Origin of the sequence: Bhargavaea ullalensis (assembly GCF_042432615.1) — a bacterium.
In the GTDB taxonomy this organism is placed as follows: Bacteria; Bacillota; Bacilli; order Bacillales_A; family Planococcaceae; genus Bhargavaea; species Bhargavaea ullalensis.
Map to the genome: position 1 here is coordinate 15424 of NZ_JBHLWY010000041.1, position 26400 is coordinate 41823.

The 26400-nt window shown below is 57.0% G+C and carries 25 protein-coding genes and 1 pseudogene; 15 read left to right on the plus strand and 11 right to left on the minus strand.

Annotated elements, in window-relative coordinates; translation table 11 throughout:
- The first annotated feature begins 102 nt into the window (after window positions 1–102).
- On the plus strand, window positions 103–1905 hold the full coding sequence (locus ACFFIY_RS09910; RefSeq protein ID WP_354198178.1) for a M3 family oligoendopeptidase: 1803 nt from the start codon (window positions 103–105) through the stop codon (window positions 1903–1905).
- A gap of 7 nt (window positions 1906–1912) precedes the next feature.
- Window positions 1913–2458: a GNAT family N-acetyltransferase gene (locus tag ACFFIY_RS09915; RefSeq protein ID WP_354198180.1), complete on the plus strand. Its 546-nt coding sequence runs from the start codon at window positions 1913–1915 to the stop codon at window positions 2456–2458.
- A gap of 556 nt (window positions 2459–3014) precedes the next feature.
- Here ACFFIY_RS09915 and mreBH read toward each other — a convergent pair.
- From mreBH to ACFFIY_RS09940, 5 genes are all read right to left on the minus strand, one after another.
- Complete coding sequence (mreBH, locus tag ACFFIY_RS09920; protein WP_354198183.1) at window positions 3015–4019, minus strand: rod-share determining protein MreBH; 1005 nt, start codon at window positions 4017–4019, stop codon at window positions 3015–3017.
- A gap of 257 nt (window positions 4020–4276) precedes the next feature.
- Window positions 4277–4429: a hypothetical protein gene (locus ACFFIY_RS09925; RefSeq protein ID WP_354198185.1), complete on the minus strand. Its 153-nt coding sequence runs from the start codon at window positions 4427–4429 to the stop codon at window positions 4277–4279.
- A gap of 152 nt (window positions 4430–4581) precedes the next feature.
- Window positions 4582–5814 (minus strand): aminopeptidase, encoded by a 1233-nt coding sequence (locus ACFFIY_RS09930; RefSeq protein ID WP_354198187.1) that lies wholly within the window; start codon window positions 5812–5814, stop codon window positions 4582–4584.
- 159 nt (window positions 5815–5973) lie between these two features.
- Entirely contained in the window at window positions 5974–6195 is a 222-nt protein-coding gene (locus tag ACFFIY_RS09935; RefSeq protein WP_354198189.1) for a DUF1128 domain-containing protein, read from the minus strand.
- Window positions 6196–6271: 76 nt separating this feature from the next.
- Window positions 6272–7654: an alanine/glycine:cation symporter family protein gene (locus ACFFIY_RS09940; RefSeq protein ID WP_354198191.1), complete on the minus strand. Its 1383-nt coding sequence runs from the start codon at window positions 7652–7654 to the stop codon at window positions 6272–6274.
- A gap of 212 nt (window positions 7655–7866) precedes the next feature.
- On the opposite strand from ACFFIY_RS09940, the gene ACFFIY_RS09945 reads away from it, so the two are divergent.
- Both ACFFIY_RS09945 and ACFFIY_RS09950 read left to right on the plus strand, forming a co-directional pair.
- Window positions 7867–8316 (plus strand): YtxH domain-containing protein, encoded by a 450-nt coding sequence (locus tag ACFFIY_RS09945; RefSeq protein ID WP_354198193.1) that lies wholly within the window; start codon window positions 7867–7869, stop codon window positions 8314–8316.
- Between the two features lie 25 nt (window positions 8317–8341).
- Window positions 8342–9319 (plus strand): YihY/virulence factor BrkB family protein, encoded by a 978-nt coding sequence (locus ACFFIY_RS09950; RefSeq protein ID WP_354198195.1) that lies wholly within the window; start codon window positions 8342–8344, stop codon window positions 9317–9319.
- Between the two features lie 23 nt (window positions 9320–9342).
- Here ACFFIY_RS09950 and ACFFIY_RS09955 read toward each other — a convergent pair whose 3' ends face one another.
- From ACFFIY_RS09955 to ACFFIY_RS09965, 3 genes are all read right to left on the minus strand, one after another.
- Window positions 9343–11253, minus strand: coding sequence for a heavy metal translocating P-type ATPase (locus ACFFIY_RS09955; RefSeq protein WP_376837252.1), 1911 nt, complete (start codon window positions 11251–11253; stop codon window positions 9343–9345).
- 188 nt (window positions 11254–11441) lie between these two features.
- Window positions 11442–11621 (minus strand): SE1561 family protein, encoded by a 180-nt coding sequence (locus ACFFIY_RS09960; protein ID WP_354198197.1) that lies wholly within the window; start codon window positions 11619–11621, stop codon window positions 11442–11444.
- Between the two features lie 342 nt (window positions 11622–11963).
- Complete coding sequence (locus ACFFIY_RS09965) at window positions 11964–12347, minus strand: OsmC family protein (RefSeq protein ID WP_354198199.1); 384 nt, start codon at window positions 12345–12347, stop codon at window positions 11964–11966.
- 75 nt (window positions 12348–12422) lie between these two features.
- On the opposite strand from ACFFIY_RS09965, the gene ACFFIY_RS09970 reads away from it, so the two are divergent.
- Window positions 12423–13607: an MFS transporter gene (locus tag ACFFIY_RS09970; protein ID WP_376837254.1), complete on the plus strand. Its 1185-nt coding sequence runs from the start codon at window positions 12423–12425 to the stop codon at window positions 13605–13607.
- Between the two features lie 46 nt (window positions 13608–13653).
- On the opposite strand, the gene ACFFIY_RS09975 is transcribed toward ACFFIY_RS09970, so the two are convergent.
- Both ACFFIY_RS09975 and ACFFIY_RS09980 read right to left on the minus strand, forming a co-directional pair.
- On the minus strand, window positions 13654–14451 hold the full coding sequence (locus ACFFIY_RS09975; protein WP_354198240.1) for a polysaccharide deacetylase family protein: 798 nt from the start codon (window positions 14449–14451) through the stop codon (window positions 13654–13656).
- A gap of 53 nt (window positions 14452–14504) precedes the next feature.
- A complete protein-coding gene (locus ACFFIY_RS09980; RefSeq protein ID WP_354198200.1) occupies window positions 14505–15404 on the minus strand; it encodes a TIGR01777 family oxidoreductase in 900 nt (299 codons plus the stop codon).
- 114 nt (window positions 15405–15518) lie between these two features.
- Between ACFFIY_RS09980 and recX the strand changes: the two genes are divergently transcribed.
- The 3 genes from recX to ACFFIY_RS09995 are packed head-to-tail and all read left to right on the plus strand — an operon-like array spanning window position 15519 to window position 16931.
- Window positions 15519–16331: a recombination regulator RecX gene (gene recX / locus ACFFIY_RS09985; RefSeq protein WP_354198202.1), complete on the plus strand. Its 813-nt coding sequence runs from the start codon at window positions 15519–15521 to the stop codon at window positions 16329–16331.
- Entirely contained in the window at window positions 16328–16657 is a 330-nt protein-coding gene (locus ACFFIY_RS09990) for a YfhH family protein (protein WP_354198204.1), read from the plus strand. The genes recX and ACFFIY_RS09990 overlap by 4 nt, the downstream gene beginning before the upstream one ends.
- A gap of 4 nt (window positions 16658–16661) precedes the next feature.
- Window positions 16662–16931, plus strand: coding sequence for a YfhJ family protein (locus ACFFIY_RS09995; RefSeq protein WP_354198206.1), 270 nt, complete (start codon window positions 16662–16664; stop codon window positions 16929–16931).
- Between the two features lie 47 nt (window positions 16932–16978).
- Here ACFFIY_RS09995 and ACFFIY_RS10000 read toward each other — a convergent pair whose 3' ends face one another.
- Window positions 16979–17965: a metal-dependent hydrolase gene (locus ACFFIY_RS10000; protein ID WP_354198208.1), complete on the minus strand. Its 987-nt coding sequence runs from the start codon at window positions 17963–17965 to the stop codon at window positions 16979–16981.
- Window positions 17966–18068: 103 nt separating this feature from the next.
- Between ACFFIY_RS10000 and mutY the strand changes: the two genes are divergently transcribed.
- The 7 genes and pseudogenes from mutY to ACFFIY_RS10035 all read left to right on the plus strand — a co-directional run bounded on the left by mutY (window position 18069) and on the right by ACFFIY_RS10035 (window position 26379).
- Complete coding sequence (gene mutY / locus ACFFIY_RS10005) at window positions 18069–19124, plus strand: A/G-specific adenine glycosylase (RefSeq protein WP_354198210.1); 1056 nt, start codon at window positions 18069–18071, stop codon at window positions 19122–19124.
- 124 nt (window positions 19125–19248) lie between these two features.
- A complete protein-coding gene (locus ACFFIY_RS10010; RefSeq protein WP_354198212.1) occupies window positions 19249–19503 on the plus strand; it encodes a gamma-type small acid-soluble spore protein in 255 nt (84 codons plus the stop codon).
- 135 nt (window positions 19504–19638) lie between these two features.
- Entirely contained in the window at window positions 19639–20184 is a 546-nt protein-coding gene (gene ntdP, locus ACFFIY_RS10015; protein WP_354198214.1) for a nucleoside tri-diphosphate phosphatase, read from the plus strand.
- A 63-nt stretch (window positions 20185–20247) separates the two neighbouring features.
- Complete coding sequence (locus ACFFIY_RS10020; protein ID WP_354198242.1) at window positions 20248–22005, plus strand: ABC transporter ATP-binding protein; 1758 nt, start codon at window positions 20248–20250, stop codon at window positions 22003–22005.
- Window positions 22006–22756: 751 nt separating this feature from the next.
- A complete protein-coding gene (locus ACFFIY_RS10025) occupies window positions 22757–23773 on the plus strand; it encodes an ABC transporter ATP-binding protein (protein WP_354198216.1) in 1017 nt (338 codons plus the stop codon).
- Window positions 23748–24767 carry an ABC transporter ATP-binding protein gene (locus ACFFIY_RS10030; RefSeq protein ID WP_354198218.1) on the plus strand — a complete coding sequence of 340 codons (1020 nt, stop codon included), beginning with the start codon at window positions 23748–23750 and terminating at the stop codon, window positions 24765–24767. Before ACFFIY_RS10025 ends, ACFFIY_RS10030 begins: the two co-directional genes overlap by 26 nt.
- Window positions 24764–26379 (plus strand): annotated as a pseudogene (locus ACFFIY_RS10035) (ABC transporter substrate-binding protein). Before ACFFIY_RS10030 ends, ACFFIY_RS10035 begins: the two are co-directional and overlap by 4 nt.
- The last annotated feature ends 21 nt before the right edge of the window (window positions 26380–26400 follow it).

A 26400-nucleotide genomic window follows, 5' to 3' on the forward strand; every position in this document is an offset into this window, starting at 1 on the left:
CAGCTTATTGCCAGTTGGAACGTTTCGCCAGCCGAAAAAGCGTGTTATAATAGAGAGGATTTCATTTTTGTGAAAATTGGCAAACGGGCAGGGGGAATTTTGATGACAACCAAGACATATCCGGAAACATGGGACCTGGAAACATTCTTCAAGGGCGGCAGCGGATCTTCGGAACTCAGGCAGCATCTCGACGAAGGAGCAGCGCTCGTCCAGTCGTATGCAGACGCAGTCGGCGGTTTTTCGGCGCCGGAAAAAGCTGCGGACGCCGGCCGGGTCGCGGAACTTCTTGAACAGACGAAAGACGTGATGAATCATCTCCGTGAAGCCGGGGCGGTCATCGGGTGCTATGCCGCGCAGGATACGACCGACAAGCAGGCCTTGTTGCTGCAGGGGGAGATGACGTCGCTCGGGGCGAAGTTCCAGACGGCGTTCATGTCTCTCCAGCAGAAGCTGGCCAAGTCGGATCAGGCTGTGTGGGATGAGCTGCTGGAACAGGACGACCTGAAGGCGTTCGCGTTCATCCTCGGGGAATGGCGGAAAAAGTCTGCCGCGCGGCTTCCGGAAGCGGAAGAGGCGCTCATCACGGCGCTTTCCGTGGACGGGTATCACGGATGGGGCGATCTGTACGATCAGCTCGTCGGCGATATCCTGGTGAGTGTGACGGTGGACGGCGAGGAGCGCGAGCTGTCGGTCGGCCAGGCGAATAACCTCAGTTCGAATCCGGACGCCGCCGTGCGCAAGGAGGCGTTTGAGAAGCTGGAGGATGCGTGGGAGGAGAAGGAGGAGTTCTTCGCAAAGACGCTGAACTCGATCGCCGGGTTCCGCCTGGCCGTGTATGAAAAGCGCGGCTGGGAAAATGTGCTCCGCGAGCCGCTTGAATATAACCGCATGAAGGAAGAGACGCTCGATGCGATGTGGGGCGCCATTTCGGCGAACAAGGCGCCGTTCGCCCGTTATCTGGAGCGCAAAGCGCAGCTGCTCGGCAAGGAAAAGCCTGACTGGTACGACATCGATGCCCCGGTGACGGAATCGACGGCGACGATCGGCTACCAGGAAGGCGCCGAGTTCATCCTTGATCATTTCGGCAAATTCGGTCCGGAGCTCCAGTCGTTCGCCCGCACGGCGCTCGAAGACGGCTGGGTGGAGGCGGAAGACCGTCCGAACAAGCGCCCGGGCGGTTTCTGCACCGGCATGCCGCTGTCCGAGGAATCGCGGATCTTCATGACGTACAGCGGTTCAATGTCGAACGTCGCCACGCTTGCCCACGAGCTCGGCCATGCGTTCCACTCATACGCACTGCGTCCGGTCCATTCACTCAACCGCGGCTACGCGATGAACGTCGCCGAGACGGCGTCCACTTTCGCGGAGATGATCGTGGCCGACGCTGCGGTGAAGGAAGCAAAGAGCGAAGAAGAGAAACTCGCCCTCCTGGAAGACAAAATCCAGCGCAGTGTGGCTTTCTTCATGAACATCCATGCACGCTTCCTGTTTGAGACACGCTTCTACGAAGAACGCAAATCAGGCATCGTCTCATCCGAACGGCTGAATGAACTGATGGAAGAAGCGCAGCGTGAGGCCTATGATGGTGCACTCGGCGAAGCCCATCCGCACTTCTGGGCGTCGAAGCTCCACTTCTACATCACGGACGTTCCGTTCTATAACTTCCCGTACACATTCGGCTACCTGTTCTCGCTGAGCATCTACGCAAAGGCGCTGGAAGAAGGCGAGGCGTTCGAAGAGAAGTATATGGCGCTCCTGCGGGACACGGCGGTCATGCCGGTCGAAGAGTTGGCCGAGAAGCACCTCGGCGAAGACATCACAAAGCAGGAATTCTGGGAAAAAGGCGTCCGGCTCTGCATCCGGGACGTCGATGAATTCCTCGAGCTCACTTCACAAGAAGGGTGATCCGGCTGTGATTATGCTGAAAGGCGAGAAGGTCGTGCTTCGCGTCCTGACCGAAGACGACGCCCTCGCCATGACCAACATCGTTTCGCGCAATAAGTCCTATTGGTCGGTCTATGAGCCGCGGCACGACAGCTCTTACTATACGGTGTCCGTCCAGCGCGAAAAGATCCGCGAATCCCTCCAGCAGCTGAGGGAGAAGCGGGAATACAGCTTCGGCATTTTCCGGGCGGACAACAACCGCCTGATCGGCCACATCTCGCTCTACGGCATCAAGCGGCTGCCATTCCTGAGCGGGTTTGTCGGCTACTCGATCGACCAGTCGGAAACCGGCAAAGGCATCGCAACCGAAGCCGTCCGCCTCATCGTCGGTTTCGGCTTCGAACGCGCGGGCCTGCACCGCATCGAGGCCTACGTCTCCCCGAACAACGTCGGCTCCGTCCGGGTGCTGGAAAAAGCCGGCCTCCAGCGTGAAGGCCTGCTTCGGCAACTGCTCTTCATCAACGGCGTGTGGGAGGACCACTACGTGTACGCCATCCTCGAAGACGACCATTGAAAGGGCAAGGCCGCCCTGCGGAGACATCTGTCCAAACTGAGAAACCTGTTCCGGTGACCCGGAACAGGTTTCTTTGGGTGTGCGGGGGATAAGTTGGATCGGGGGGCGGGGAGGGGACGAAAGCGGCGGGTGCTGCATGAGCGGAGCGGAAAGGCCTTGAGCGAGCGCGGAAATCTCGGCCCCGGGGAAGCAGGCGCGAAAAGAGCCAATGCGGGCGCGAAAATCCCCCGAGCGGGCGCGAAAATCTCGGCCCCGGGGAAGCGGGCGCGAAAAGATCCAAAGCGGTCGCGAAAAGCCTCCGGGCGGGCGCGGAAATCTCGGCCCCGGGAAAGCGGGCGCGAAAAGAGTCAAAGCGGCCGCGAAAAGCCTCCGGGCGGGCGCGAAAATCTCGGCCCCCGGAAAGCAGGCGCGAAAAGAGCCAATGCGGCCGCGAAAAGCCTCCGGGCGGTCGCAGAAATCAGCCCCCAGGAAGCACCCGCAACCTCAGCCCTCAGGAAGCACCCCCAAAAAAAAGCCCGCCCCGCCAACAGGCGGAACGGGCTTCCATATCCTTCTCTCACAAGGCCACTTTTCTCAGGGTCATGATGGTGCCCAGGGCTTTGCCGGTGCCGACCGCGACGGCTTCCATCGGTTCGGGTGCGGTGTGGACCGGGACGGAGATGACCTGGGAAAGCCATTCCTGGATTCCGTTCAGGAGGGAGCCGCCGCCGGTGAGGACGATGCCTTGGTCGACGATGTCGCCGGACAGTTCGGCGGGACAGAGTTCCAGCGTGGTCCGGATGGCTTCGAGAATGGTTTCCATGCCTTCTTTCAGGCAGTGCTGGATGTCACGCGAATGGAGTGTGATCGTTTTTGGCAGGCCGGTGACGACGTCTCGGCCGCGGATGTCCATCGTTTTGGCTTCATGGGCGACGGGAGCGTAGCCGATTTCCTTTTTGATGGCTTCGGCGGTTTGTTCGCCGATGAGCACGTTATGGCGTTTGCGGACGTATTGGATGATTTCTTCATCCATTTTGTCGCCGGCGAATTTGACGCTGTTTGAGGAGACCACGCCACCGAAGGAAATGATGGCGACTTCGGTCGTCCCGCCGCCGATGTCGACGATGACGTTGGCGATCGGCTCGCCGACCGGAAGATCCGCGCCGATTGCAGCGGCGACGGGTTCCTCGATAAGGTGAACTTCCTTCGCCCCGTATGATTTGATAGCATCCACGATAGCCCGCTGTTCGACCGATGTGGCGCCGCACGGAACCGCTGCGACGACGCGCGGTTTGCGGACGGATTGACCCATTTTCTTCGTGGCTTTGGCCATGGCCGACTTCAGCAATTCCGCAGTCATGTCGTAATCCGCGATCACTCCGTCGCGCATCGGGCGAATGGCCCGGATTTGGCCGGGCGTCTTGCCGATCATCACTTTGGCTTCGTTCCCGATGGCGATGATGGAGCCGCGCTGATCCACGGCGACCACGGCGGGTTCATTAAACACGATTTCTTTTGAGCTTGTATAAATGAGGAGATTGGCCGTACCCAAATCGATTCCGATATCAGTAGAGTTCCACATGGTGAATTGCCTCCCGGTGACCATACTTTCTGCTGTACATTTTCTAGCTGTACATTAGTATAGAGGAAAGTCCCCCCGCGTCAAAATGGTGAATGTTGGATTGTAACAGGCGACCGCCGGAGAACCGGCTAAATCTTCCTTCAAAAAGGAAAAAAACGGGGTCATAAGCACCTGTTTGTTACACGGCGGTCATCTTTCTGAAATCACTTTGTCAATAAAATAACATGAAAAAAGCTGCCGGAAACCGGCAGCTTTCTTTATAGGTCGAGACTATGGTCTTGCTCCGGTATCGGATCGATCGTCGAGGCATCTTCCGCAACCATTCCTTTTTTCAGGAAGTGCATGATGAAGAGACCGACGAACAGAAGGATGACCATATAGCCGATGACAGTCGTGTACATGAGCCACATGTTGGAACGCTCCTCTCTGAATCAGGTTCTGTGCGATGTCTACGGTCATTATACTACAATTCCCGCACAAATTTAAGAGGGGGTTGCTGGAACCTTTTCAGAACCGTTCTGAATTGTGACAGATTTGTACACCAGCTCCGGTCAGTCCCGGATCAGAAGGCCCATTCGCCGCCGCGGAAGATCGGTTCGCGCGTGCCGTCTTCAAGGATGCCATCGATGTCCATCTTTTCAGAGCCGATCATGAAGTCAACGTGGGTGATGCTTTGGTTGAGTCCGTGTGCTTCGAGTTCTTCACGGTTCATTTCCTTGCCGCCTTCCAGACAGAAGGCATAGGCGCTTCCGATGGCGAGGTGATTGGAGGCGTTCTCGTCAAACAGCGTGTTGAAGAAAAGAATACCGGAAGTCGAGATCGGCGAGGAGTGGGGAACGAGCGCCACTTCGCCGAGCGACTTTGCGCCTTCGTCCGCTTCGATGAGGTGCTTCAGCACTTCTTCGCCCTGTTCGGCCTCGACGTCCGTGATGCGTCCGTCCTTAAAGGTGATTTTGAATTGGTCGATGATGTTGCCGCTGTAGCTGAGCGGCTTCGTGCTGGAGACGAACCCGTCGATCCGGTCTTTGTGCGGAACAGTGAACACTTCTTCCGTCGGCATGTTGGCCATGAATTCCTTGCCCTGTGCGTTCACGCTGCCGGCGCCCGCCCACAGATGGCCTTCCGGAAGGCCGATCGTCAGATCTGTGCCCGGTGCCGTGTAGTGCAGCTTGGCATACTTCCGGTCGTTGAGGTGCTTCACTTTCTCGTGGAGCGTTTCATCGTGATCCTTCCACGCGGCGACCGGGTCCTCGGTGTCCACGCGGACCGCCTTGAAGATGGCATCCCAAAGCGCGGGCACCTGCTCGGCCTCCGGTTTGTCCGGGAATACTTTGGCCGCCCATGCAGCGGAAGGAGCGGCGATGACCGTCCAGCTCACTTTGTCCGACTGAACAGCCTGGCGGTAATTTTCAAGCGCCTGCCCGGCCGCTTTCTGGAAAGAGGCAATCCGGTTCGGGTCCGCATTTTTCAGAAGGTCCGGTCCCTGGGAGACGATGTTCATGAACGCCGCATTTTTATCGACCAGTTCCTGGCGCATGGCCGGGATCCATTTGGGGAATTCGGAGAACGAGTCTTCCGGCGCAAGCTCATAGCGGAGCCGTGTGACTTCATCATCGCCCCAGTCCACCAGCACATGGCTGGATCCCGCTTCGTACGCTTTCTTCACGACAAGCCGGACAAACTCCGCCGAGTCGATCGACGCCCCGATGTACAAAGGCTGGCCGGGCTGGATGTTCACCCCGACTTTCACTGCCAGTTCCGCGTATTTCTCAAGATTTTCTTTAAACGAAGCCATCATTCAAAACCCCTTTCTGTTCTATGAATAGTCTACCAATTCATATTGTCTCCCGGCAACGCAGGGCCGCCCGGCTGCAAGAAGATTTTATTCGGCCGATAAAAAACGGATGCCCGGAAAGCCTGTTGAGGCGATCCGGACATCCATTTCTGTTCGGTATTAATTCCGCATGCTGCCGAGCTCAGCGGCGATGGCCTGCATTTCGTTCGGGCTGAAGCTGTCGCGCTTCATGACCATGTCGTACAGGTCGCGAAGCTCTTCGTAGTCCGATCCGTTGAAATGCTCGGATTTCATCGCGTCCACATTGACCATGCGCAGTTTGTCTTTAATGGCATTGATCATGTATTCCACATTCTCTGAAGAGGGGTTGGAGAGGTCCATAGATTTCAATCCTTTCGTCTGACTCGCCTCATTTTTGCACTAAATCAGAGGGGTGTCAAACTTGTTCCGGGCCGCATCAATCGGCCGGATCGGGAGCGACCAGCCCTTTTTCCGCTGCTTTTTCTTCTTCGATCTTCGCGCGGAAACGTTTCGTCTCCGCCACGATGACTCCCGAAAGTCCGAGAAGTCCGATCAGGTTCGGGATCGCCATGAGTCCGTTCATGACATCCGAGAAGAGCCAGACCACATCGAGCGTCGCCGTTGCGCCGAAATAGATGACGACGACGAAGAACAGGCGATAGTAGATGAGGAGGCGCGGATTTTTAGGGAAGAGGTACTGGAAGCACTTTTCCCCGTAATACGCCCATCCGAAGATCGTCGAAGCCGCGAAGAAGATGATGCCGATGCCGACGATGTACTGGCCGGCACTTCCGAAGAATTCACCGAACGCGGATGCGGTCAGCGTGCCGGCGGAAGCGCCGTCTTCTTTCCAGACGCCGGACATGACGATTGTCACGGCCGTGATCGAGCAGATGATCAGCGTGTCGAACAATACTTGTGTCATCGAAATGAGGGCCTGGCGACCCGGCATGTCTGTACGTGCAGCCGCTGCCGCGATCGGAGCGGAGCCGAGGCCCGCCTCGTTCGAGAAGAGGCCGCGTGCAACGCCGAACCGGATGACCGCGCCGATTGCGCCGCCCGTGACCGACTCGATGCCGAATGCGTGCTTGAAGATGGTTGCGAATGCACCCGGCACGAGGTCAAAGTTGGTGATCATAACGATTGCGCCCGCGATGAAATAGAACAGGGCCATGACCGGGACAAAGAATGCCGTCACTCGGCCGATGGACTTAATGCCGCCGAGGATGACGAGCGCCGCCACGATCATGAGGACGACGCCGGTCACCCAGTACGGCACATTGAACGTCAGATTGACCGCATCGGCAACCGCTTTGGACTGTGTACCGTTGCCGATCCCGAACGCGGCGAACGTGCCGAAGAGGGCGAACAGGACACCGAGCCATCGCGCCTTGAGTCCGTGTTCAAGATAGTACATCGGCCCGCCGGCCATCTGTCCGTTGGCGTCGGTCGTCCGGTACTTGACGGCAAGGATGGCCTCGCCGTACTTTGTCGCCATTCCGAAGAATCCGGCGATCCACATCCAGAACACCGCACCCGGCCCGCCGAGCGTGATGGCGGTTGCGACTCCGACGATGTTCCCGACTCCGACGGTCGCGGCCATCGCAGTCATGAGCGCCTGGAACTGTGAAATGTCCCCTTCCGCGCGTTTGTCGTGTTTCCTGGAGAATACTTGCCGGAGCGAGTAGGGCAGGAGCCGGACCTGAATGAAGGCGAGCCGCAGTGTCAGGAAAATCCCCGTCCCGACGAGCAGGATGAGCAGGGGTGGTCCCCAGATGAATCCGCTGATCTTGTCCAGAATGTTCGACAGAGCGTCCATTTCTTTTCCCCCTTTTTCTGTTGTCCGTTTTTTGGTCAAGAGGCTTCTGTTCTATATCACCTCTCATACTGTTAATATTCCGAAAAGTTAGCCGGTTAGTCAAGACCTAATTTAAATTTGGTTCCCCGGTCCTCTTGTTTGTCACTTACGGAGCGAGGGTATAATGGAATATGCAAACGAAGCAGAAAATAGATCAGACGGAGGGATTCATAATGGCCGGAAGCAAATTTGGAAAAATGGTCGCAATCGGAGCGCTCGCAGGAGCGGTGATCAGCATGTTTGACCGCAATACCCGCAACTCGATGATGAGCTCTGCAAAGAAACTGGGGGCGGATGTCAGGTATTATGCGAAAAACCCCGACATCCTTCAGTGGAAGGTCCGCGACCAGGTGGACAAGTACAAGGCGCTGGCCGATCAGTTCAGCTCGGACAAGCAATACTTGACCGACAAGGCGGCCGAGCTCAAAGAACTGACGCCGACCGTAAAAGGACTTGTCGAGGACACGAAGGAAGCGTTCACAGATTCGAAGGACATGATCATGCAGGCGAAAGACGAATACAAAGACATTGCTTCGAAGCCGCTGGAAGGCACCGACAAGACGTTTGTGCCCGAAAAGGCATACGAAGACGGATCGGTTGACGGAGAAGCCGCAAAAAACTGATCAAACGGAAAGGGGGGAGGCTGCCATGGCGACAGACCGCAAAGCGCGGAAGCATGGCCGGGATGCAAACGACGGGGATGAAGGCCTGAAAGACAAAGTGAAAGGGTTTGTCGACGACGTGAGCGACGGCGACCTGGTGAGGTTCGACGTGACGACGGGACAGGGATTTTTCAAAGAACTCCTGACCCGCATCAAAATGGTCGACGTGACGGGTCTCGGCTCCCAGCTCGCCTACTTCTTCCTGTTGTCTCTGTTCCCGCTCCTCATCTTCCTGCTGACATTGCTCCCTTATCTGAACATCGACCAGTCCGCCGTTTTCGGGGTCCTGAAAGAGTATGCACCGGAAAACGTGTACAGCATCATCGACAACACTGTCGGTGAGATTCTCGACACCAGGCGCGGCGGTCTGCTGTCATTCGGGATCATCGGGACGATCTGGTCCGCTTCAGGCGGCATGAACCGCCTTTCGAAAGCGTTGAACCAGTCCTACTTTACGAAGGAAAAGCGGTCCTATCTTGTCACGAGGGGACTGTCGATTGTCTTCACCCTCGCACTCATCGCAGTCGTTGCGGTGGCACTGGCGTTGCCGGTGTTCGGCCAGCAGATCGGCCAGACGATCTTTTCCTATTTCGGACTCGAAGAAGGGTTTCTCACACTTTGGAACAGCATCCGCTGGGTGATCCCGCCGGTTCTGATCTTCACTGTGTTCACGCTTATTTACTGGCTTGTGCCGGATGCCAAAGTGAAGTTCCGGGATGCCATTCCAGGCGGGATCTTCTCGACGGTCGGATGGATCCTGACCACGCTCGGATTCTCGTTTTACGTCGGGAACTTCGGCAATTACTCGAGCACGTACGGCAGCATCGGGGGCATCATCGTCCTCATGATCTGGATGTACTTGTCAGCAATGATCCTGATCATCGGCGGCCAGATCAACGCCGTCATGCAGGAAAGGCGCGAGGAAAAGAAGGCAAAAGAAAAAAGCGGTGCCGTCGGGGCATGACCCCGGGCACTGCTTTTTTTGGTTCAGTTGGATTTCAGCAGCCTCAGCCCGTTCAGGATGACGAGGATTGTGCTGCCTTCGTGTCCGATTACGCCGAGCGGCAGGCTGATTGCCTGCAGGAAGTTGGACAGGATGAGCAGGGCGATGACCGACACCGAAAAGATGATGTTCTGCCTGACGATCCGGTTCATCCTGCCCGACAGCCGGTATGCGTACGGAATCCGCATCAGGTCATTTTTCATGAGCACGACTTCCGCCGTTTCCAGGGCCACGCCTGTTCCGTCGCCCATTGCAATCCCGGTCGAGGCGGTGGCAAGCGCCGGCGCGTCGTTGATCCCGTCGCCGATCATGCCGGCCGGTCCGAATCGTTCCTGGAGTTCCTTCAGCCGGGCGACTTTCGTTTCCGGGAGGCACTCTGCCGTGTATTCGTCGACGCCGGCTTCACGGGCAATGGTCCGTGCCGTCTGTTCGTTGTCACCCGTCAGCATGACGGTCCGGATGCCGAGGGCCCGGATGCTGCGGACGGCTTCTGCCGCTTCGGGGCGCAGTGTGTCTTTCATCGCGGCAAGCGCAATGATTTCTTGTTCATCCCGGAGGAAGATGACGGTCTTGCCTTCCTCACTGAGCCGATCGAGCGCGTTGTCCGCAAAGGCGGCCGCCTGCTCTTTTCCGACAAAACCCGGCTTGCCGACTTTGAATGTGCGTCCGTGCCAGTCGGCTTCCAGTCCCGAGCCCGGAATGTCGCGGATTTCCACTCCGTCTACCGATCCCGCATTTTGATCGACCGCAAACGACCGGATGGCAAGGGCGAGCGGATGGGCGGACAGCGACTCGATCGAGCCGAGCAGGGCGAGCGTCTCCCGGCGGTCGAGGCCCTCTTTCACGATGAAATCGGTGACAACCGGCTTCCCCGTCGTCAGTGTGCCCGTTTTGTCAAATGCAATCACCTTCATTGAAGACACATTTTCCAGATGGCTGCCTCCCTTGAAAAGAACGCCTTTCTTGGCGCCGTTTGAAATGGCGGACAGCGTGGCGGGCATGATGGACGCGACAAGTGCGCAAGGAGAGGCGACGACGAGCAGCACCATCGCCCGGTAAAGCGTTGTTGTCCAGTCCCAGCCGAACACCCAGTGCGGCAAGAACATCATGACGGCCACGAACGCGAGGACGGCTTTCACATAAGTTCCTTCGAATCGTTCGATGAACTGCTGGGACGGGGATTTCTCGCTCTGGGCCGTTTCCACCAGTTCGATGATTTTCTGGAACAGGGTATCGGTGCTCGGCTTGGAAACCTCGGCGGTGAGGGCTCCGCTCATGTTCACTGTGCCGGCGAACAGTTCGTCACCCGGCGCCTTTTCAAGCGGCAGCGACTCCCCGCTGATGGCGGACTCGTCGACGGAACTCGCGCCTGTCAGGATCTTGCCGTCCACCGGAATCCGCTCGCCCGGCCTGATGAGCACCCGGTCACCGACTTTCAGTTCCCCCACCCCGACTACGATGGTCGTCCCGTCTGCATGGAGCTTGGCGGCCTCTTCGGGCTTCAGGTCCATCAGGGACGAGATTTCCTTCCGGCTCTTCTCCATGGAGTACGATTCCAGCGCTCCGCTCACCGCGAAGATGAAAATGAGGACAGCCCCCTCCGTCCAGTAACCGATGGAAGCTGAACCGACTGCAGCCAGAATCATCAGGATTTCCACATTCAGCTGCCGGTCTTCGATCGTCTCGGTGATCCCTTCCTTGGCCTTCGCAAACCCGCCGATCAAAAATGCGAGAATGTACAGCACCGCCGATCCGGCGGGCAGACCGTATTTCCCGAGTCCCCAGGCGATGATGATGAACACGCCGGACAACAGGGCAGCGATCATTTCTCCGTTGAGCCAAGCCGGACGGGAGTGTCCGCCGGGCGCAGCCGGCTTCTCTTGTATGGTGGCCATTTTGCTTCCTCCTTTTCCATTGTGAGAATGAAAACCGCTATCAATCACCCGAAATAAGCACAAAAGCCGGCTTCCCCCGTGGGGAAACCAGCTTTCGTTCAACGGATGCAGTCCGTGTACCGCAATCATTTGCATAGTTCTATTATAGCATTCTGAAATTTATTGGGCACGGCTTCTGCCCGGGCATCTCAACCTTCCGTGCGGTTGATGCGGGTAACCTTTTCGTCGATTTCATCGATCATCCGGATCAGGCGGTCGATCTCATCAAGATCGGCGGTTTCCGGTTCAAGATGTTCTAGCGTCTCCAAAAAGTCGCTCAGCCGCTCCTTCAATTGTTCCACCTGCTGGTTGCGGTCTTGCTGTTCCATGCGCACACCTCAATTCTAGATGGTTTGATTGTAAAGAAAACAGCCGGAGATTTCAAACTGAATGGGACTAAAGGATTATTTTAAATAAAAACACCATTGTGAATATTTACAATCATCTATTTACGTGATAAGATAAAGTCAGTTCAAAAAGAGAGGGGAGGCCGTAGTGAAAGAGTCGGAATGGGCATCCTGAACGAAAAGCGAAGGAGGGGATTCGGACTTTCACAGGCAGACTGGCCGCGAAATACGAGATGATGAAAAACTTAACATGGTGTGACTCAAAGTAGAAGGCTCAGCCGCCGGGAACCCGATGACTGAGCCTTTTGTGTGCCTTTTTTGCGTTCAATGAATGATTTCGTACGTCTCTTTCACTTCAATGGATCCTTCTACAGACCTTACCATGGAACAGTTCTTCCGGGTCAGTTCCATCACTCGCGGCATTTTCGCTTCGTTGATGTCGCCTTTGATGAGGAAATGCAGTTCGATCCTCTCAATGCGGCTGGCTTCGTCGGGGTTGCGGTAAACGTCCTTCACTTCAACCGTGATGTCTTCGGCAGGCATGCGCATCTTGTCCAGCACCTTGCGCAGCACGCCGCCGCTGCAGACGGCGACCGATGAGACCATCAGCTGGTACGGGCGGAAGCCATATTCGTCATTTGCCGAAATATCCAGCGAGCCGAATTGCGTTTCTGTTTGAAAACCGTTTTCCGTCATGGAAAATTTCATGTCCATCCCTCCCTGTATGTTAGAATTGTACAGGATTTAAAGGCCGGAATCGACGAATGGATACCGGCGGGGAGGATTGGGGTTTTGGCAAAGATTGAATCGGGCCGCAAGAGGTACTGGGTTCTGGTCCTCATTGTGGCCATTTCGGGTTTTTCTCAGGGGATGCTGCTGCCGCTCATCTCCGTCATCTTCGAGCAGGACGGCGTCTCTTCCACGCTCAACGGCTTCAATGCGACCGGACTTTACATCGGCACGCTTCTCATTTCGCCATTCATGGAGGTGCCGCTCCGGCGGTTCGGATACAAGCCGGTCATCGTGGCGGGCGGCCTGGCGGTGTTCCTGTCGCTGTTTTTGTTTCCGCTCTGGAAGAGCATCCTGTTCTGGTTTGTGCTGCGCCTGATCATCGGGATGGGGGACAATGCCCTGCACTTCGCGACGCAAACATGGATCACGACGACCACTCCGCAGGCGAAGCTCGGTCGCAACATCGCGGTATACGGTCTTATGTTCAGCGCCGGGTTCGCCGCCGGGCCGCTGTTCGTCCCGCTTATCCATCTGTTCGAAGGGTTGCCGTTCATCGTTTCCGGGCTGCTTTGCATGAGTGCCTGGTCTCTCGTCTTTCTGCTGAAAAATGACTTCCCGGATGTCATTCAGGGGAACGAGGCGTCGATGTCATTCGCGAGACGTTTCAAAGAAACGATGAAATTGTCGTGGGTCGCCTTCATCCCGCCGTTCACATACGGTTTTCTCGAGTCGTCGCTCAACGCCATTTATCCGGTCTACGCACTTCGGGAAAGCATCGATGTCTCTTACATATCCTTCATTCTTGCCGCGTTCTCCGTCGGCGCCATCACTTCCCAGATTCCGCTCGGCATGCTGAGCGACCGGATCGGGCGCCGGGCAGTTCTTTCCATCGCGCTCGGAGGCGGCGCGGCAGCTTTCTTCGGGGCGGGGCTTGCCGGATCCGAGGCGATGAACATCCTCATCGCCGTGTTCATCGCGGGCATTTTCGTCGGTTCGACATTCACGCTCGGCATTGCCTACATGACCGACCTCACGCCGAAGACATTCCTGCCGACGGGCAATCTGCTGTGCGGAATTTTCTTCAGCGTCGGCAGCCTTGCCGGCCCGATTCTCGGCGGGTATGTTGTCGGACACGGGGAAGGCCCCGGCTTTCTGACGTTCATTTCGATGTTCATCGCCGGGCTGTTCATCCTGTTCATCGCCGGGCGGCCGAAAAAACAGCTCAAAATCGCATGAAAACAGCCGCTGCACTTATTGGAGTGCGGCGGCTGCTTTTCGTCCGTCAATGGTCTTCGGGAAAGAAGGCCTCTTCCACCAGTTCGTCGAGCGTGCCGAATGAATAGCCCTGTTTGCGGGCATCTCGGATAAAGTCCGGGAGTCCGTCCGAGTTGTCGGGAGAGACGGTGTGCATGAGGATGACCGCACCCGGGTGGAGCTGCTTCATGAGTTCATTGTAGGCGTACTGACCGCCCTTTTTCTGATCGCGGTGCCAGTCGATGAAGGCGACCGACCAGAAGATGTGCCGGTAGCCGAGGCGGTTTCCGGTTTCAAGAACATTTGCGTTGAAGATCCCTTCGGGCGGGCGAGCGTAATGCGTCCGCTTGACGCCTGCCACTTCACGGAGCCGGTCGTCGAATTTTTTCCACTCCGCTTCAAGCTGCGCGGCAGACATTTTGGCCATGTTCGGGTGGCCGTATGAGTGGTTGCCGATTGTGTGGCCGTCGTTGACCATCCGCCTGACGAGATCGCCGGCACTTTCTAGATAATGGCCGGTGAGGAAGAACGTCGCCGAAATGTCTTCTTTCTTCAGCGTGTTGAGGATTGATTCGGTGTAGCCGGCTTCGTATCCATTGTCGAATGTGAGGTAAACAATCTTCTTGTCGGGGGACCCTTTATAGAGGGCGCCGTGCTGTTCGAGCATCCCGTTCAGCTCCGTGCCCGCATCCGGCGGCACACCGTCCGTCGCTTTTTTGAATCCCCAGTGGAGTTCTCCCGCCTCCGCACGGAATGGGCTGAACAAAAGGCCCGCCGCAAGAATGGCGGCAGCAATCACGAATCCGGTTACGTGAGTTTTGGCCATCATAAAAAACGCAACCTTTCCTTTTTTGGTTAGGTTGCGCGCAACTTGAATTTTTATGCCTGATAGATTTCCTCAAGCGCAGAACGGGCGTCCGGAAACTTGAAGCGGAATCCGGCTTGCTCGAGCCTTTTTGGCACCACATGCTGGCCTTTGAGCACAATTTCGCTTTTTTCGCCGAGCGCGGCCTTCAGTGCGAATGCCGGTGCAGGCATCCAGTGCGGCCGTCCGAGCGCTCTGCCGACTTCCTTGCCAAAGTCCTTCATCCGCAGTGCGCCCGGGGCGACCGTGTTCACCGGCCCGGAAATCGAATCACTTTCCAAGGCGAATAAAATCGCGCGTGCCGCGTCCTCCACGTGGATCCAGCTCACCCACTGCCGGCCGCTGCCGACCGTGCCGCCGGCAAACAGCCGGTAGGGAAGCGAAATGAGCGGCAGGGCGCCGCCGCCCCGGCCAAGCAGGATGCCGAACCGCATGAACGCGGTCCTGACGCCGACGTCTTCCGCAGCCTGTGCTTTCCACTCCCACTCCCTTACGACGCCGGGGAGAAACCCGTCTCCCTGAGGGCTGTCTTCTGTGAAGACAGCTTTTTCAGAATAAGGGTAAACACCGACCGCACTGGCATTGACGAGCACTTTCGGTTTTTCCGGGAGCGCCCGGATGATGCGCAATACTTCAGAAGTCGTGCGGATCCGGCTTTCCAGAATGGCGGCTTTGCGTTCCTCCGTCCAGCGGCCGTCGTTGATCGATGTTCCGGCCAGGTTGACGATTGCATCCACGGTCCCAAGTTCCGATTCAGGCCGGCTGTCCCTGTGCAGGTAGCCGACCTGTTGAACATCCCGATTGCTATTTTCCGGATTCCGGGTCAAAATGACCGGTTCATGGCCGGTTTCCTGAAGAAGCCGGACGAGCGTCCGTCCGAGAAAACCCGTGCCGCCGGTGATGGCGATTTTCATGCGCATCCCTCCATTTTCTATGAGTATACCCGTTCCAGCGTCACCGGGCTCGCCTGGCGTGTAGGAGCCGCTCGGAACAGGTATAATGGTAGAACAGGACGGGAGGTGGAAGGCTTGCCCGAAATTACGAAAATCGCCCTGCAGAAGAACAATGACGAACGATATAATATCTTCTTGGACGGCAAGTATGCATTCAGCGCGGACGAGCAGATTCTGATCCGGTTCGGCCTCATGAAGGGGAAAGTGCTCGACGACTGGGAAATTGATGAAATCATCTACGGAGATGAAGTGAGGAAAGCCTACAATAAAGCGATCCACTTTCTCGGTTTCCGGATGCGGAGCGAACACGAAGTGAAAGAGAAGCTGCTTTCGTCCGGCTACGGAGAAGCGGTGGCGCTTGAAGCGATCGTCAAGCTGCGCGAACAGGGGTTTCTTGATGATGAATCGTTTTCCAGGGCATTGCTTGAAACACGCAAGCGCACTGCGAAAAAAGGCCCCGCAGCCATCCGCCAGGAACTTCAAAGGAAAGGGATTTCCCGAGAGCTCCAGGAAGAGGCGATGGCTTCATTCTCCGAGGAAGAACAATTGCGGCTCGCAGAAGAACTGGCAGAGAAAATGGCCGTCAGAAGCGGCGGCCGGACGCCTCAGCAACTGAAGCAGAAAATCCAGGAGTCCCTCATGAGAAAAGGCTATGGCCGCGACGTCATCAACACGGTCATCGGCCGGATTGAAGAAAGCCTTGAGCCCGGGGAAGATGAATGGGATGCCCTCACCGAAAAGTGGGGCGAAAAGGCCTGGCGGACATACAGCGGAAAACATACCGGAGCGGAACGCCGCCGCCGGGTCAAGCAGGCGATGTACCAGAGAGGGATTCCGGCTGAACGGATCAACCGGTTCATCGAAGAAAGAGAGGCAGAAGAGCAATGAATGAAAAAAGCTACAGCGAAATGACCGAGCATGAACTCAAAACGGAGATCGCCCGGCTCAAGGAAAAGGCGAGAAAAGCCGAACAGCTTGGCATCGTCAATGAATTCGCCGTCTATGAGCGAAAAGCCGTCATGGCGATGGCCTACCTGATCGATCCGTCCACGATCGAGCCCGGGGAAGTGTACCGGATTCTCGGAGACGAAGGGAACTTCTTCAAAGTCGACTATCTGAAAGGCCGGTTCGCCTGGGGCTACCGGCTCGGAGGCGAAGCGGAACTTGAGGCGCTGCCGATTTCCATGCTCGAAAATCTGAAGAAGGGGAAGTGAAGTCATGAGTCCTGACCTGATGGAATCACTGGCCGTCCGGCTGATGGAGGAAAACGGGAGCCTTGCGGCAGGCCGTGCCAGAACCTGGATCGAACTGCTTGTGTCGGACATCGAGTCTTCCTACGCCCGGGCCGGATACGGGATGATCGAAGACGAGCAGACGGCGGCCATGGTCAATCGGTGGATCGATGCGTACGGCAGCCGGCTCGACGAGTTCAAGGCGACCAACCCGAAGATTGCCGCCCTTTTGGATGAGGAAGGGCCGCTCAGCTGAGCGCGCAAAGAACCGCCGGGCCATGTCGGTCCGGCGGTTCTCGTTGGTCAACCTTCTTCGTGTGCAAAATGAAGCTTTTTCCTCAGCTTGTCTTCGCTGAAGATCCATCCGGTGTAGGAATTGCGGATGCGCATGCGGTCATCGATGTGCGCGACCGCCACGAACGGATAGTATTCCTTGCTGCGGTAGCGCAGATCGATCAGGCGCACTTCGCAGACGGAACCGAGATCCGTGATTTCCCACCTGTAGATCGGCGAGAAGCTCAGGAACGCCCGCATGTTCTGATCCTTGAAGGCGGTGCGGACAAGTTCGTTGTCCGGGATTTCCCGGCGGCGGAACTTATCATAGATCGTAACGGACCGGCCATACGCACGCCCGACGTAATGATGGGTGCCCGAACAGGCGGCGATCCGCCACTGGAAGAACCTCATCGTCGGCGCGATGATGATCTCCTCGGAGTCGGGGATCGTGCGCTTCACCGCACTGCGGACCGCCGACTGGACGGCAAACCGGACCACATAATAAACGAAAAGGATTGCGTACAAGATGAGCATCGTTTTAACCGGCTCGGCACCGAGAAGCCAGGCCAGCAGCGCCAAGACATGCGCCCCGAAAATGTACGGGTCGAATGTATTGATGACGCCGAGCGCCACCCAGCGGTCTGAAAACGGGCGCAATGCCTGCGTCCCGTATGAATTGAAAATATCGACGAACACATGCAGGAAAACCGCCAGCTGCGTCCACAGCCAGAGATGGAGAAAATCTGACTCCGGTACGATGAGCGCGAGCGGGACGGAAATGATGAGCGGCCAGGCGAGCATCATCGGTATGGAATGGGTGAATCCCCGGTGATTGCGGATGTAGACCGCATTGTTCCGGAGTTTCAGGACCGTGTCGACGTCCGGCGCCTGGGAACCGAGCATGAGTCCGGCATAGATGACCGACGCGGAAGCCGTATGCTCCGCCACGAGCGGATCTGCATGGGCCAGCCCGCAAAGCGCGAGCCCCATGACGATATGGGTGCCGGTATCCATGGCGTTTCACCCCTCTCAAATGGCCCTTCGCGGATGCAGGGCCGGTACACAATTATATACCCCAAGAAGCTTTGCCTAATCGTAACACAACAGGAGGAAAACAGTGCGTTCAAACGATTGGAAAATTCAATTTTGCGATGCGCTGACGAACTGGTACCGGCGGGAGTGCCGGGACCTGCCGTGGCGCCGCACAAGCAACCCATACTGGATCTGGATTTCTGAAGTGATGCTCCAGCAGACGCGTGTGGATACGGTCATTCCGTATTATCTGCGGTTCACGGAGCGTTATCCGAAAATGGAAGACCTCGCCTACGCGCCGGAAGAGGAGTTAATGAAGAACTGGGAAGGGCTCGGATATTACTCGCGCGTCCGCAACCTCCAGTCTGGCGTCCGCGAGGCGTTCGAAACTTACGGCGAAGTTCCGGCGGACCCCGTTAGATTCATGAAATTAAAAGGTGTCGGACCGTATACGGCCGGTGCCGTCATGAGCATCGCCTACGGCATCCCCGCGCCGGCGGTGGACGGCAACGTTATGCGCGTTCTGTCGAGGGTGCTGCTCATTGAAGACGACATCGTCAAACCGAAAACAAGGAAAATATTCGAAGAAGCGGTCATGGACCTGATCGACCGGGAAGATCCTTCTTCGTTCAACCAGGGGTTGATGGAGCTCGGCGCAACCGTCTGCACGCCGACCCGGCCGAAATGCCTGCTCTGCCCCGTCCGGGACTGGTGTGCCGCCTACCATGAAGGGCGTGAAGAGGAGCTTCCCGTGAAGTCGAAAAAGAAAAAGCAGGAAACCGTGCCGAGGACGGTCATCGCGGTGAAAAACCGATCCGGACGCTGGCTGCTCGAACGACGTCCGGATGAGGGATTGCTCGCGGGCATGTGGGAATTCCCTGCTGCGGAAACCGCAGATCCCGATGAAGCGGCCCGGGAGATTGCCGGCCGTCACGGCCTCGAGCTGGGTCCATTGCAAGAAACCGTCCGGTTCAAGCATGTGTTCACGCACCGGATCTGGGAAGTTGCGGCCTTTGCAGCCGCAGCCGATGATGACGGAACACCTGCCGCGCGGAGCGGCTGGTTCCTTCCGGAGGAAATCGGCTCGCTGACCCTGCCGAACCCGACGAAAAAAGTGCGGGATGCAGTGATTGGGGAGTGAAGATGGGGCGAATGTTAAGAAAGGCCGTCAGAAAGCCGAAATGGGTCATATTTTGATCAAATTTTTCCAAGTGAATAAAAAAACGCGCCGTGCACACCATAATGAGCACGGAGGTGAGAAATCCATGACGAAGAACAACGACCAGCAGCGCAACCGCAACGAGCGGAACAATCGTAACGAGCGGAACAACAACCGCAACAACGATCAGCTGCAACGCGAGGAGTTTGGAACTGAGACGGACATTCAGCAAGTCCGAAAGCAGATTCGAGGCGAGGAATACGGATCTGAAACGGACGTGCAGCAAGTCCGCCGCCAGAACCAGCAGGCTGAGCAAAACAAGCAGCAGGCATCCTTCCGCGGGAACCGGAACAACAAATAACGGAATGGATTTTAACCACCAGCCGGAGGGGCTCTTGCCCCTCCGGTCTTTTTGATTTCTCTTTGCGCGGTTCATTGATATAATGACAAGATAACAAATAATCCGAACCGCCGTCTTGCAAGGGGGGTTGATATGATGGCAATCCCGAAAGAAGGAGAAAAAGTCCAGATCCACAGCTACAAGCACGATGGAAAGATCCACCGGGTGTGGCAGGAAACGACGGTGCTGAAAGGGACGAAAAACATCATCATCGGTGCAAATGAACGGACGCTCGTCATCGAGTCGGACGGGCGAACGTGGCTCACGCGCGAACCGTCGATCGTTTATTTCCACGCGGAGCACTGGTTCAACATCATCTGCATGCTGAGGGACGACGGAGTGTATTACTACTGCAACATGAGCTCCCCGTTCGTCTACGACAACAAGATGGTGAAGTACATCGACTATGACCTGGATGTGAAAGTCTTCCCCGACATGTCCTATAATCTCCTCGATGAGGACGAATATGAGGAACACAAGGAGCTGATGAAGTATCCGGACGTCATTGACAAGATCCTGAAACGAAACGTCGACAAGCTGATCGGCTGGATCAAGCAGCGCCGGGGACCGTTCGCGCCCGACTTCATCGATGTATGGACGTCCCGCTATGAATTCCACAAGCAGTTCCAGACCCGGAATTGACAGCCTGCCCCCCCACGGGCGGGCTGTTCCATTGTTTGATTGTTTACGAAAGGATGATGCACACTGGGCAGCATGAGACGCTATATGCAATTTGTCCGCCCGTACGGCTGGATGATTGCCCTCACTTTGATCATCGGAATCGTGAAGTTCGCCATTCCACTGTTCATTCCTTATTTGATCAAGATTGTCATCGATGACATCATCGGATCCGATATCTTGAGTGCAGCCGAGAAAAAACAGCAGCTCGTCTGGTGGCTCGGCGGCACGACGCTCTTGTTTTTCCTGCTGCGCCCGCCGGTCGAGTACTTCCGGCAGTACTACGCACAGTACACGTCAAATAAAATCCTATTCGACATCCGCAGCCAGATCTACGACCATCTCCAAAAACTCAGCCTCAAATACTATTCCAATACACGCGCCGGGGAAGTCATCTCCCGGGTGATCAATGACGTCGAGCAGACGAAGAACTTCGTCATGATCGGGCTCATGAATGTCTGGCTTGATCTTGCGACAATTTTGATTGCGGTCGGCATCATGCTGACGATGGACGTGAAGCTGACGATCGTCACGCTGCTTGCCTTCCCGTTTTACGCCTGGAGCGTGAAGCATTTCTTCGGCAGGCTGCGAGAACTGACCCGGACCCGATCGCAGAAGCTGGCGAACGTGCAGAGCTATCTGCATGAACGGGTGTCCGGCATGAGCGTCATTAAAAGTTTTGCCCTTGAAAAGCGGGAGAAGGCACTGTTCGATGAGACGAACGGCGAGTTCCTGGATGCGGCGATCGCGCATACAAAGTGGAACGCCAAGGCATTCGCCGTCGTGAATACGATCACCGACGTTGCCCCGCTTCTCGTCATCGGCTACGCCGGCTGGCATGTGATCGGAGGAAGCCTGTCCGTCGGGACGATGGTGGCTTTCGTCGCCTACATCGACCGGCTGTACAATCCGCTCCGCCGGCTTGTGAATTCTTCGACAACGCTCACCCAGGCGGTGGCCTCGATGGACCGGGTATACGAACTCATGGACGCTCCTTACGACATCACCGACAAACCGGGTGCCATCGAGATGCCCGAGGCGGCCGGAAAGCTGGAATTCCGCAATGTGAGTTTCAGCTACGAACCGGAAGAATCACCGGTCCTCGACGACATGAGCTTCACGGTCAACCCCGGGGAAACAGTCGCGTTCGTCGGCATGAGCGGCGGCGGGAAATCCACGATCATCAGCCTGATCCCGCGTTTTTATGACGTGACCGGCGGCGCAGTCCTGATCGACGACCTGGACGTGCGAGACGTGAATATCGAATCACTGCGGCGCAACATCGGGATCGTTCTGCAAGACAACCTGCTGTTCAGCTCCAGCGTGCGGTCGAACATCCTGATGGGCAAGCCGGACGCGACAGACGAAGAAGTCATCGCGGCGGCAAAGGCGGCAAATGCCCACGACTTCATCATGAGCCTGCCGTACGGCTACGACACCGAAGTCGGCGAGCGCGGCGTCAAACTATCGGGCGGCCAAAAGCAGCGGATCGCGATTGCCCGGGTGTTCCTGAAAAACCCGCCGATCCTCATCCTGGACGAAGCGACATCGGCACTCGACCTCGAGAGCGAAGCCCTCATCCAGGAATCGCTCGACCGCCTGGCACACGACCGGACCACCATCGTCGTCGCCCACCGGCTGTCGACGATCACCCACGCCGACAACATCTTCGTCATCGACCACGGCGAACTGAAAGAAAACGGAACCCACACCGAACTGCTTGAATCCGGCGGCATTTACCACGACCTGTTCCTCGTCCAGGAACTCGACGTGCCGGAAGTGTAAAACGGAAAAAGAATCAATGAAAGCCATGCGAAGGCCGGAATCCGGCTGCCGCATGGCTTTTTTAATTGAAGGGAGGGAAGTGAGGGGAGAAAAGCCCCTATGATCCCACTCGCACAATCAACGCGCTCACTCACGGCCTCTACGATTCCACTCGGGCAATGAACGCGCTCACTCACTGCCCTTATGATTCCACTCACCTTCCCCGGGCTGTGCGCTGCAAATCTTTCGACTCTTTCCCGCTGATTTCTTCTCATTTCGAGAAAAATATCACAGACCGTTCACCGTCAAGCGGAGCGAAGTCCTTACTCTGGAAAGCGAACGTGCCATACTCCGAAAATACGCGCCATGCTCCGATATTCAGTTCCATACTCCGAAAACACTCGCCATACTCCGATATTCAGTCCCATACTCCGAAAGCACTCGCCATACTCCGATATCCAGTTCCATACTCCGAAAACACGCGCCATACTCCGATATTCAGTCCCATACTCCGAAAGCACACGCCATACTCCGATATCCAGTCCCATACTCCGAAAGCACGCGCCATACTCCGATATTCAGTCCCATACTCCGAGAGCACACGCCATGCTCCGAAATCCAACCCCATCCACCCTAAACCCTGCTCCCCGCGAGCCCCCCACTTGTAAGAGGTATGACCTTCCTGAATGCGCTTGCATATCTGTATATCATTTGTATAATAAGAGAACGCATAATAGTCAGAATAGTGAAGATAGAGAGAAGGGGGAACGGCATGGGCGGCAAACGGAAAGTGCTCAGCGTCAATGAACTCCGGACGTCCTTTTTCACGGACGGGGGCGTCGTTCCGGCAGTGGATGGCATCAGTTTTGATTTGCATGAGGGAGAGGTCCTCGGCATTGTCGGGGAGTCGGGCTGCGGAAAAAGTGTCACGTCCCTTTCCATCATGGGACTGGTGCCGAGCCCGCCCGGCAAGATCACCGGCGGGGAAATCCTGTACGGGGACCGCGATCTGACGAAGCTGAAAGAAAGCCAGATGCGGAAAGTCCGCGGGAACGACATTGCGATGATTTTCCAGGAGCCGATGACCTCGCTCAATCCGCTGTTTACAATCGGCAACCAGATGACCGAGGCGCTGCTCATCCATACGAAACTCGGGAAGCGGAAGGCCCGGGAGCGGGCGGAGGAAATGCTCAGGCTCGTCGGCCTGCCCCGTGTAACGGAAATCATGGATGAGTACCCTCACCAGCTTTCGGGCGGAATGCGGCAGCGGGTGATGATTGCGATGGCGCTCGTCTGTGAGCCGAATGTCTTGATCGCGGATGAGCCGACGACGGCGCTTGACGTGACGATCCAGGCGCAGATCCTGAAATTGATGAAGGAACTGAACGAGCGCCTGAACACAGCCGTCCTGCTCATTACGCATGACCTCGGCGTCGTCGCGGAAACGTGCGAGCGGGTCATTGTCATGTATGCCGGCCAAGTTGTGGAAGAGGGACCGGTCGAACAGATCTTCGGCCATCCGCAGCATCCGTACACGGAAGGGCTGCTGAAATCGGTTCCGGACATGCGGTTCAAGCAGGAGCGGCTCGAGCCGATCCCGGGAAACGTCCCGCGCCCCGGCTCGATCCGACACGGCTGCCGGTTTGCCGCTCGCTGTCCGTACCGGTTCGACCGGTGCACGTCGGAGGACCCGGCACTGTACGTCACGCAGCCGGACCATTTTGCACGCTGCTTTCTGCGTGACGGAAAGGAGGCGGCCGCACATGACGGGGCCCTTGTTGAAGGTTGAAGGACTCAAAAAATACTTCCCGGTGAAAAAAGGGGCGCTCGGACGGGTGAAGGGCCACATCAAAGCGGTCGACGGGGTTAGCTTCGAGGTGCATCCGGGGGAAACGCTCGGCATCGTCGGCGAATCGGGCTGCGGCAAGTCCACGACCGGCCGGATGCTCATGCGGCTGCTGGAGCCGACGGAGGGCAAAATCGAATTTGACGGCAAGGAACTGACAGGACTCCCGCCGGAAGAGATGAGGAAAACCCGGCGGGACATCCAGATGGTGTTCCAGGATCCGTTCGCATCGCTCAATCCGCGCCATACCGTCGGCAAGATCCTCGAGGAGCCGCTCATCGTCCACGGCGTGAAAAGTGCCGCCGAGCGCAAAAAGAAGGTCCGGGAGTTCCTGGAAATCGTCGGTTTGAGCGGCTATCATGCCTCACGCTATCCGCACCAGTTCAGCGGGGGACAGCGCCAGCGGATCGGCATCGCCCGCGCGCTCATGACGAATCCGAAGCTCATCATCGCGGATGAACCGGTGTCGGCGCTCGACGTATCGATCCAGTCCCAGGTGCTGAACCTGATGCAGGACCTCCAGCGGGAATTCGGCCTGACCTACATTTTCATTGCCCATGACCTCGGCGTCGTCCGCCACATCAGCGACCGCGTCGGCGTCATGTACCTTGGCCGGCTTGTGGAAATAGCGGACAGCGAGGCGCTCTACGACAAGCCGCTCCATCCCTACACGCAGGCCCTGCTTTCGGCTGTTCCGATTCCCGATCCGGGGTTCGAGCGCGAACAGATCGTGCTTGAAGGAGACATCCCGAGTCCGGCAAATCCGCCGTCCGGCTGTCCGTTCCATACGCGCTGCCCGTTCCGCATGGAGATCTGCACGGAAAAGGTGCCCGTACTGCAACAAACAGATACCGGTCATTCTGTCGCCTGCCACCTCTACACGGAGGAAACAGCCGGCAATGATGATAAAAAACTTGTGACGGAGGGGTCAATTTGAAAAAGGGGAAATTATGGTCGCTCATCGTCCTGCTCACCGTTTCCATGATGCTCGCCGCCTGCTCATCGGGCGACAGCGGCAGCGGCGACGGAGGAAGCAGCGGTGACGGCGGCTCAAGCGGGGGAAATAAAACACTCGTCTTCGGGCGAGGCGGTGATTCCGTATCTCTGGACCCGTCAGCCGTGACGGACGGCGAATCCATGAAAGTGGCTGCCAACATCTTTGAAACGCTCCTGAATTTCGGAGAACAGGACACGACGATCAATCCGGGTCTTGCAAAGGAATGGGAAGCGTCCGAAGACGGGCTCACTTACACATTCCAGCTTGAGGAAGGGATCAAGTTCCACGACGGGACCGACTTCAACGCAGAGGCTGTCGTGAAGAACTTCGAGCGCTGGGCAAACGGAGACGCGGACACATTCCCTTACTACCAGTCGATGTTCGGCGGTTTCAAGGGAGACGAAGGCCATGTGATCGAATCGGTGACCGCGGACGGTGACAGCACGGTCGTCTTCAAGCTGAAGCGCCCGCAGGCACCGTTCCTGAAAAATATCGCGATGACGATGTTCGGGATCGCAAGCCCGACCGCTTTTGAAAAAGACGGCGACAAGTTCGGAGACAACCCGGTCGGCACGGGACCGTTCAAGTTCGTCGAGTGGAAGCGCAACGATTCCATCACGATCGAGAAGAACGAAGACTACTGGAAAGACGGCCTGCCGAAGCTGGACCGCGTCATCTTCCGTTCGATTCCTGACAACGCGGCCCGCCTGAACGCACTCATCAAAGGGGACATCGATCTTGCCGACGGCATAAATCCGTCCGACTCGGACACGATCGAAAACGATGACAAGCTGCAGCTGTTCGAGCGTCCGTCGATGAACATCGGCTACCTCGGCATGACGGTCACGCGCGAGCCGTTCGGCGACGAGAAAGTCCGCCAGGCGTTCAACCATGCGATCGACAAGCAGGCGATCATCGATGCATTCTTCGAAGGTGCCGCAGAAATGGCGAAGAACCCGATCCCGCCATCGGTCTCCGGCTACAACGATGCCATCGAAGGCTATGACTTTGATCCTGAAAAAGCGAAGGAACTTCTTGCCGAGGCTGGATACCCGGACGGCTTCGAAATGGATCTGTGGGCGATGCCGGTTCCGCGCCCGTATATGCCGGACGGCCAGAAAGTCGCAGAAGTCATCCAGAAGAACCTGGCAGACATCGGCGTGACGGCGAACATCGTCACGTATGAGTGGGCCACTTACCTGGAAAAGGCGAGCAAGGGCGAAGCCGATGCCTTCTACTCGGATGGACGGGAGACAACGGGGATGCGGACAACTTCATCTACGCGCTCCTTGACGGCGACAACATCGGCAGCAACAACTACACCTATTACGACAATGCCGAACTCCATGACATCCTGATCGAAGCACAGACGGAAGTGGACGAAGACAAGCGGAACGAACTGTATGCCAAGGCGCAGGAAATCATCCACGAGGACGCCCCTTGGGTCCCGCTTGCCCACTCGATCCCGCTTCTCGGCGGAGCGGCCGACATCACCGGCTTCAAGGCACATCCGACCGGTTCTGACATTCTGTCCAACGTGGACTTCAAGTGATGGAGGAGGGGAGGCGGCACG

Coding starts and splice junctions, on each gene's coding strand:
- ACFFIY_RS09910 (WP_354198178.1), top strand. CDS start 103: ATGACAACCAAGACATATCCGGAAACATGGGACCTGGAAACATTCTTC.
- mreBH (WP_354198183.1), bottom strand. CDS start 4,019: ATGTGGAACTCTACTGATATCGGAATCGATTTGGGTACGGCCAATCTC.
- ACFFIY_RS09925 (WP_354198185.1), bottom strand. CDS start 4,429: ATGTGGCTCATGTACACGACTGTCATCGGCTATATGGTCATCCTTCTG.
- ACFFIY_RS09930 (WP_354198187.1), bottom strand. CDS start 5,814: ATGGCTTCGTTTAAAGAAAATCTTGAGAAATACGCGGAACTGGCAGTG.
- ACFFIY_RS09935 (WP_354198189.1), bottom strand. CDS start 6,195: ATGGACCTCTCCAACCCCTCTTCAGAGAATGTGGAATACATGATCAAT.
- ACFFIY_RS09940 (WP_354198191.1), bottom strand. CDS start 7,654: ATGGACGCTCTGTCGAACATTCTGGACAAGATCAGCGGATTCATCTGG.
- ACFFIY_RS09945 (WP_354198193.1), top strand. CDS start 7,867: ATGGCCGGAAGCAAATTTGGAAAAATGGTCGCAATCGGAGCGCTCGCA.
- ACFFIY_RS09950 (WP_354198195.1), top strand. CDS start 8,342: ATGGCGACAGACCGCAAAGCGCGGAAGCATGGCCGGGATGCAAACGAC.
- ACFFIY_RS09955 (WP_376837252.1), bottom strand. CDS start 11,253: ATGGCCACCATACAAGAGAAGCCGGCTGCGCCCGGCGGACACTCCCGT.
- ACFFIY_RS09960 (WP_354198197.1), bottom strand. CDS start 11,621: ATGGAACAGCAAGACCGCAACCAGCAGGTGGAACAATTGAAGGAGCGG.
- ACFFIY_RS09965 (WP_354198199.1), bottom strand. CDS start 12,347: ATGAAATTTTCCATGACGGAAAACGGTTTTCAAACAGAAACGCAATTC.
- ACFFIY_RS09975 (WP_354198240.1), bottom strand. CDS start 14,451: ATGGCCAAAACTCACGTAACCGGATTCGTGATTGCTGCCGCCATTCTT.
- ACFFIY_RS09980 (WP_354198200.1), bottom strand. CDS start 15,404: ATGAAAATCGCCATCACCGGCGGCACGGGTTTTCTCGGACGGACGCTC.
- ACFFIY_RS09990 (WP_354198204.1), top strand. CDS start 16,328: ATGAATGAAAAAAGCTACAGCGAAATGACCGAGCATGAACTCAAAACG.
- ACFFIY_RS09995 (WP_354198206.1), top strand. CDS start 16,662: ATGAGTCCTGACCTGATGGAATCACTGGCCGTCCGGCTGATGGAGGAA.
- ACFFIY_RS10000 (WP_354198208.1), bottom strand. CDS start 17,965: ATGGATACCGGCACCCATATCGTCATGGGGCTCGCGCTTTGCGGGCTG.
- ACFFIY_RS10010 (WP_354198212.1), top strand. CDS start 19,249: ATGACGAAGAACAACGACCAGCAGCGCAACCGCAACGAGCGGAACAAT.
- ntdP (WP_354198214.1), top strand. CDS start 19,639: ATGGCAATCCCGAAAGAAGGAGAAAAAGTCCAGATCCACAGCTACAAG.
- ACFFIY_RS10025 (WP_354198216.1), top strand. CDS start 22,757: ATGGGCGGCAAACGGAAAGTGCTCAGCGTCAATGAACTCCGGACGTCC.
- ACFFIY_RS10030 (WP_354198218.1), top strand. CDS start 23,748: ATGACGGGGCCCTTGTTGAAGGTTGAAGGACTCAAAAAATACTTCCCG.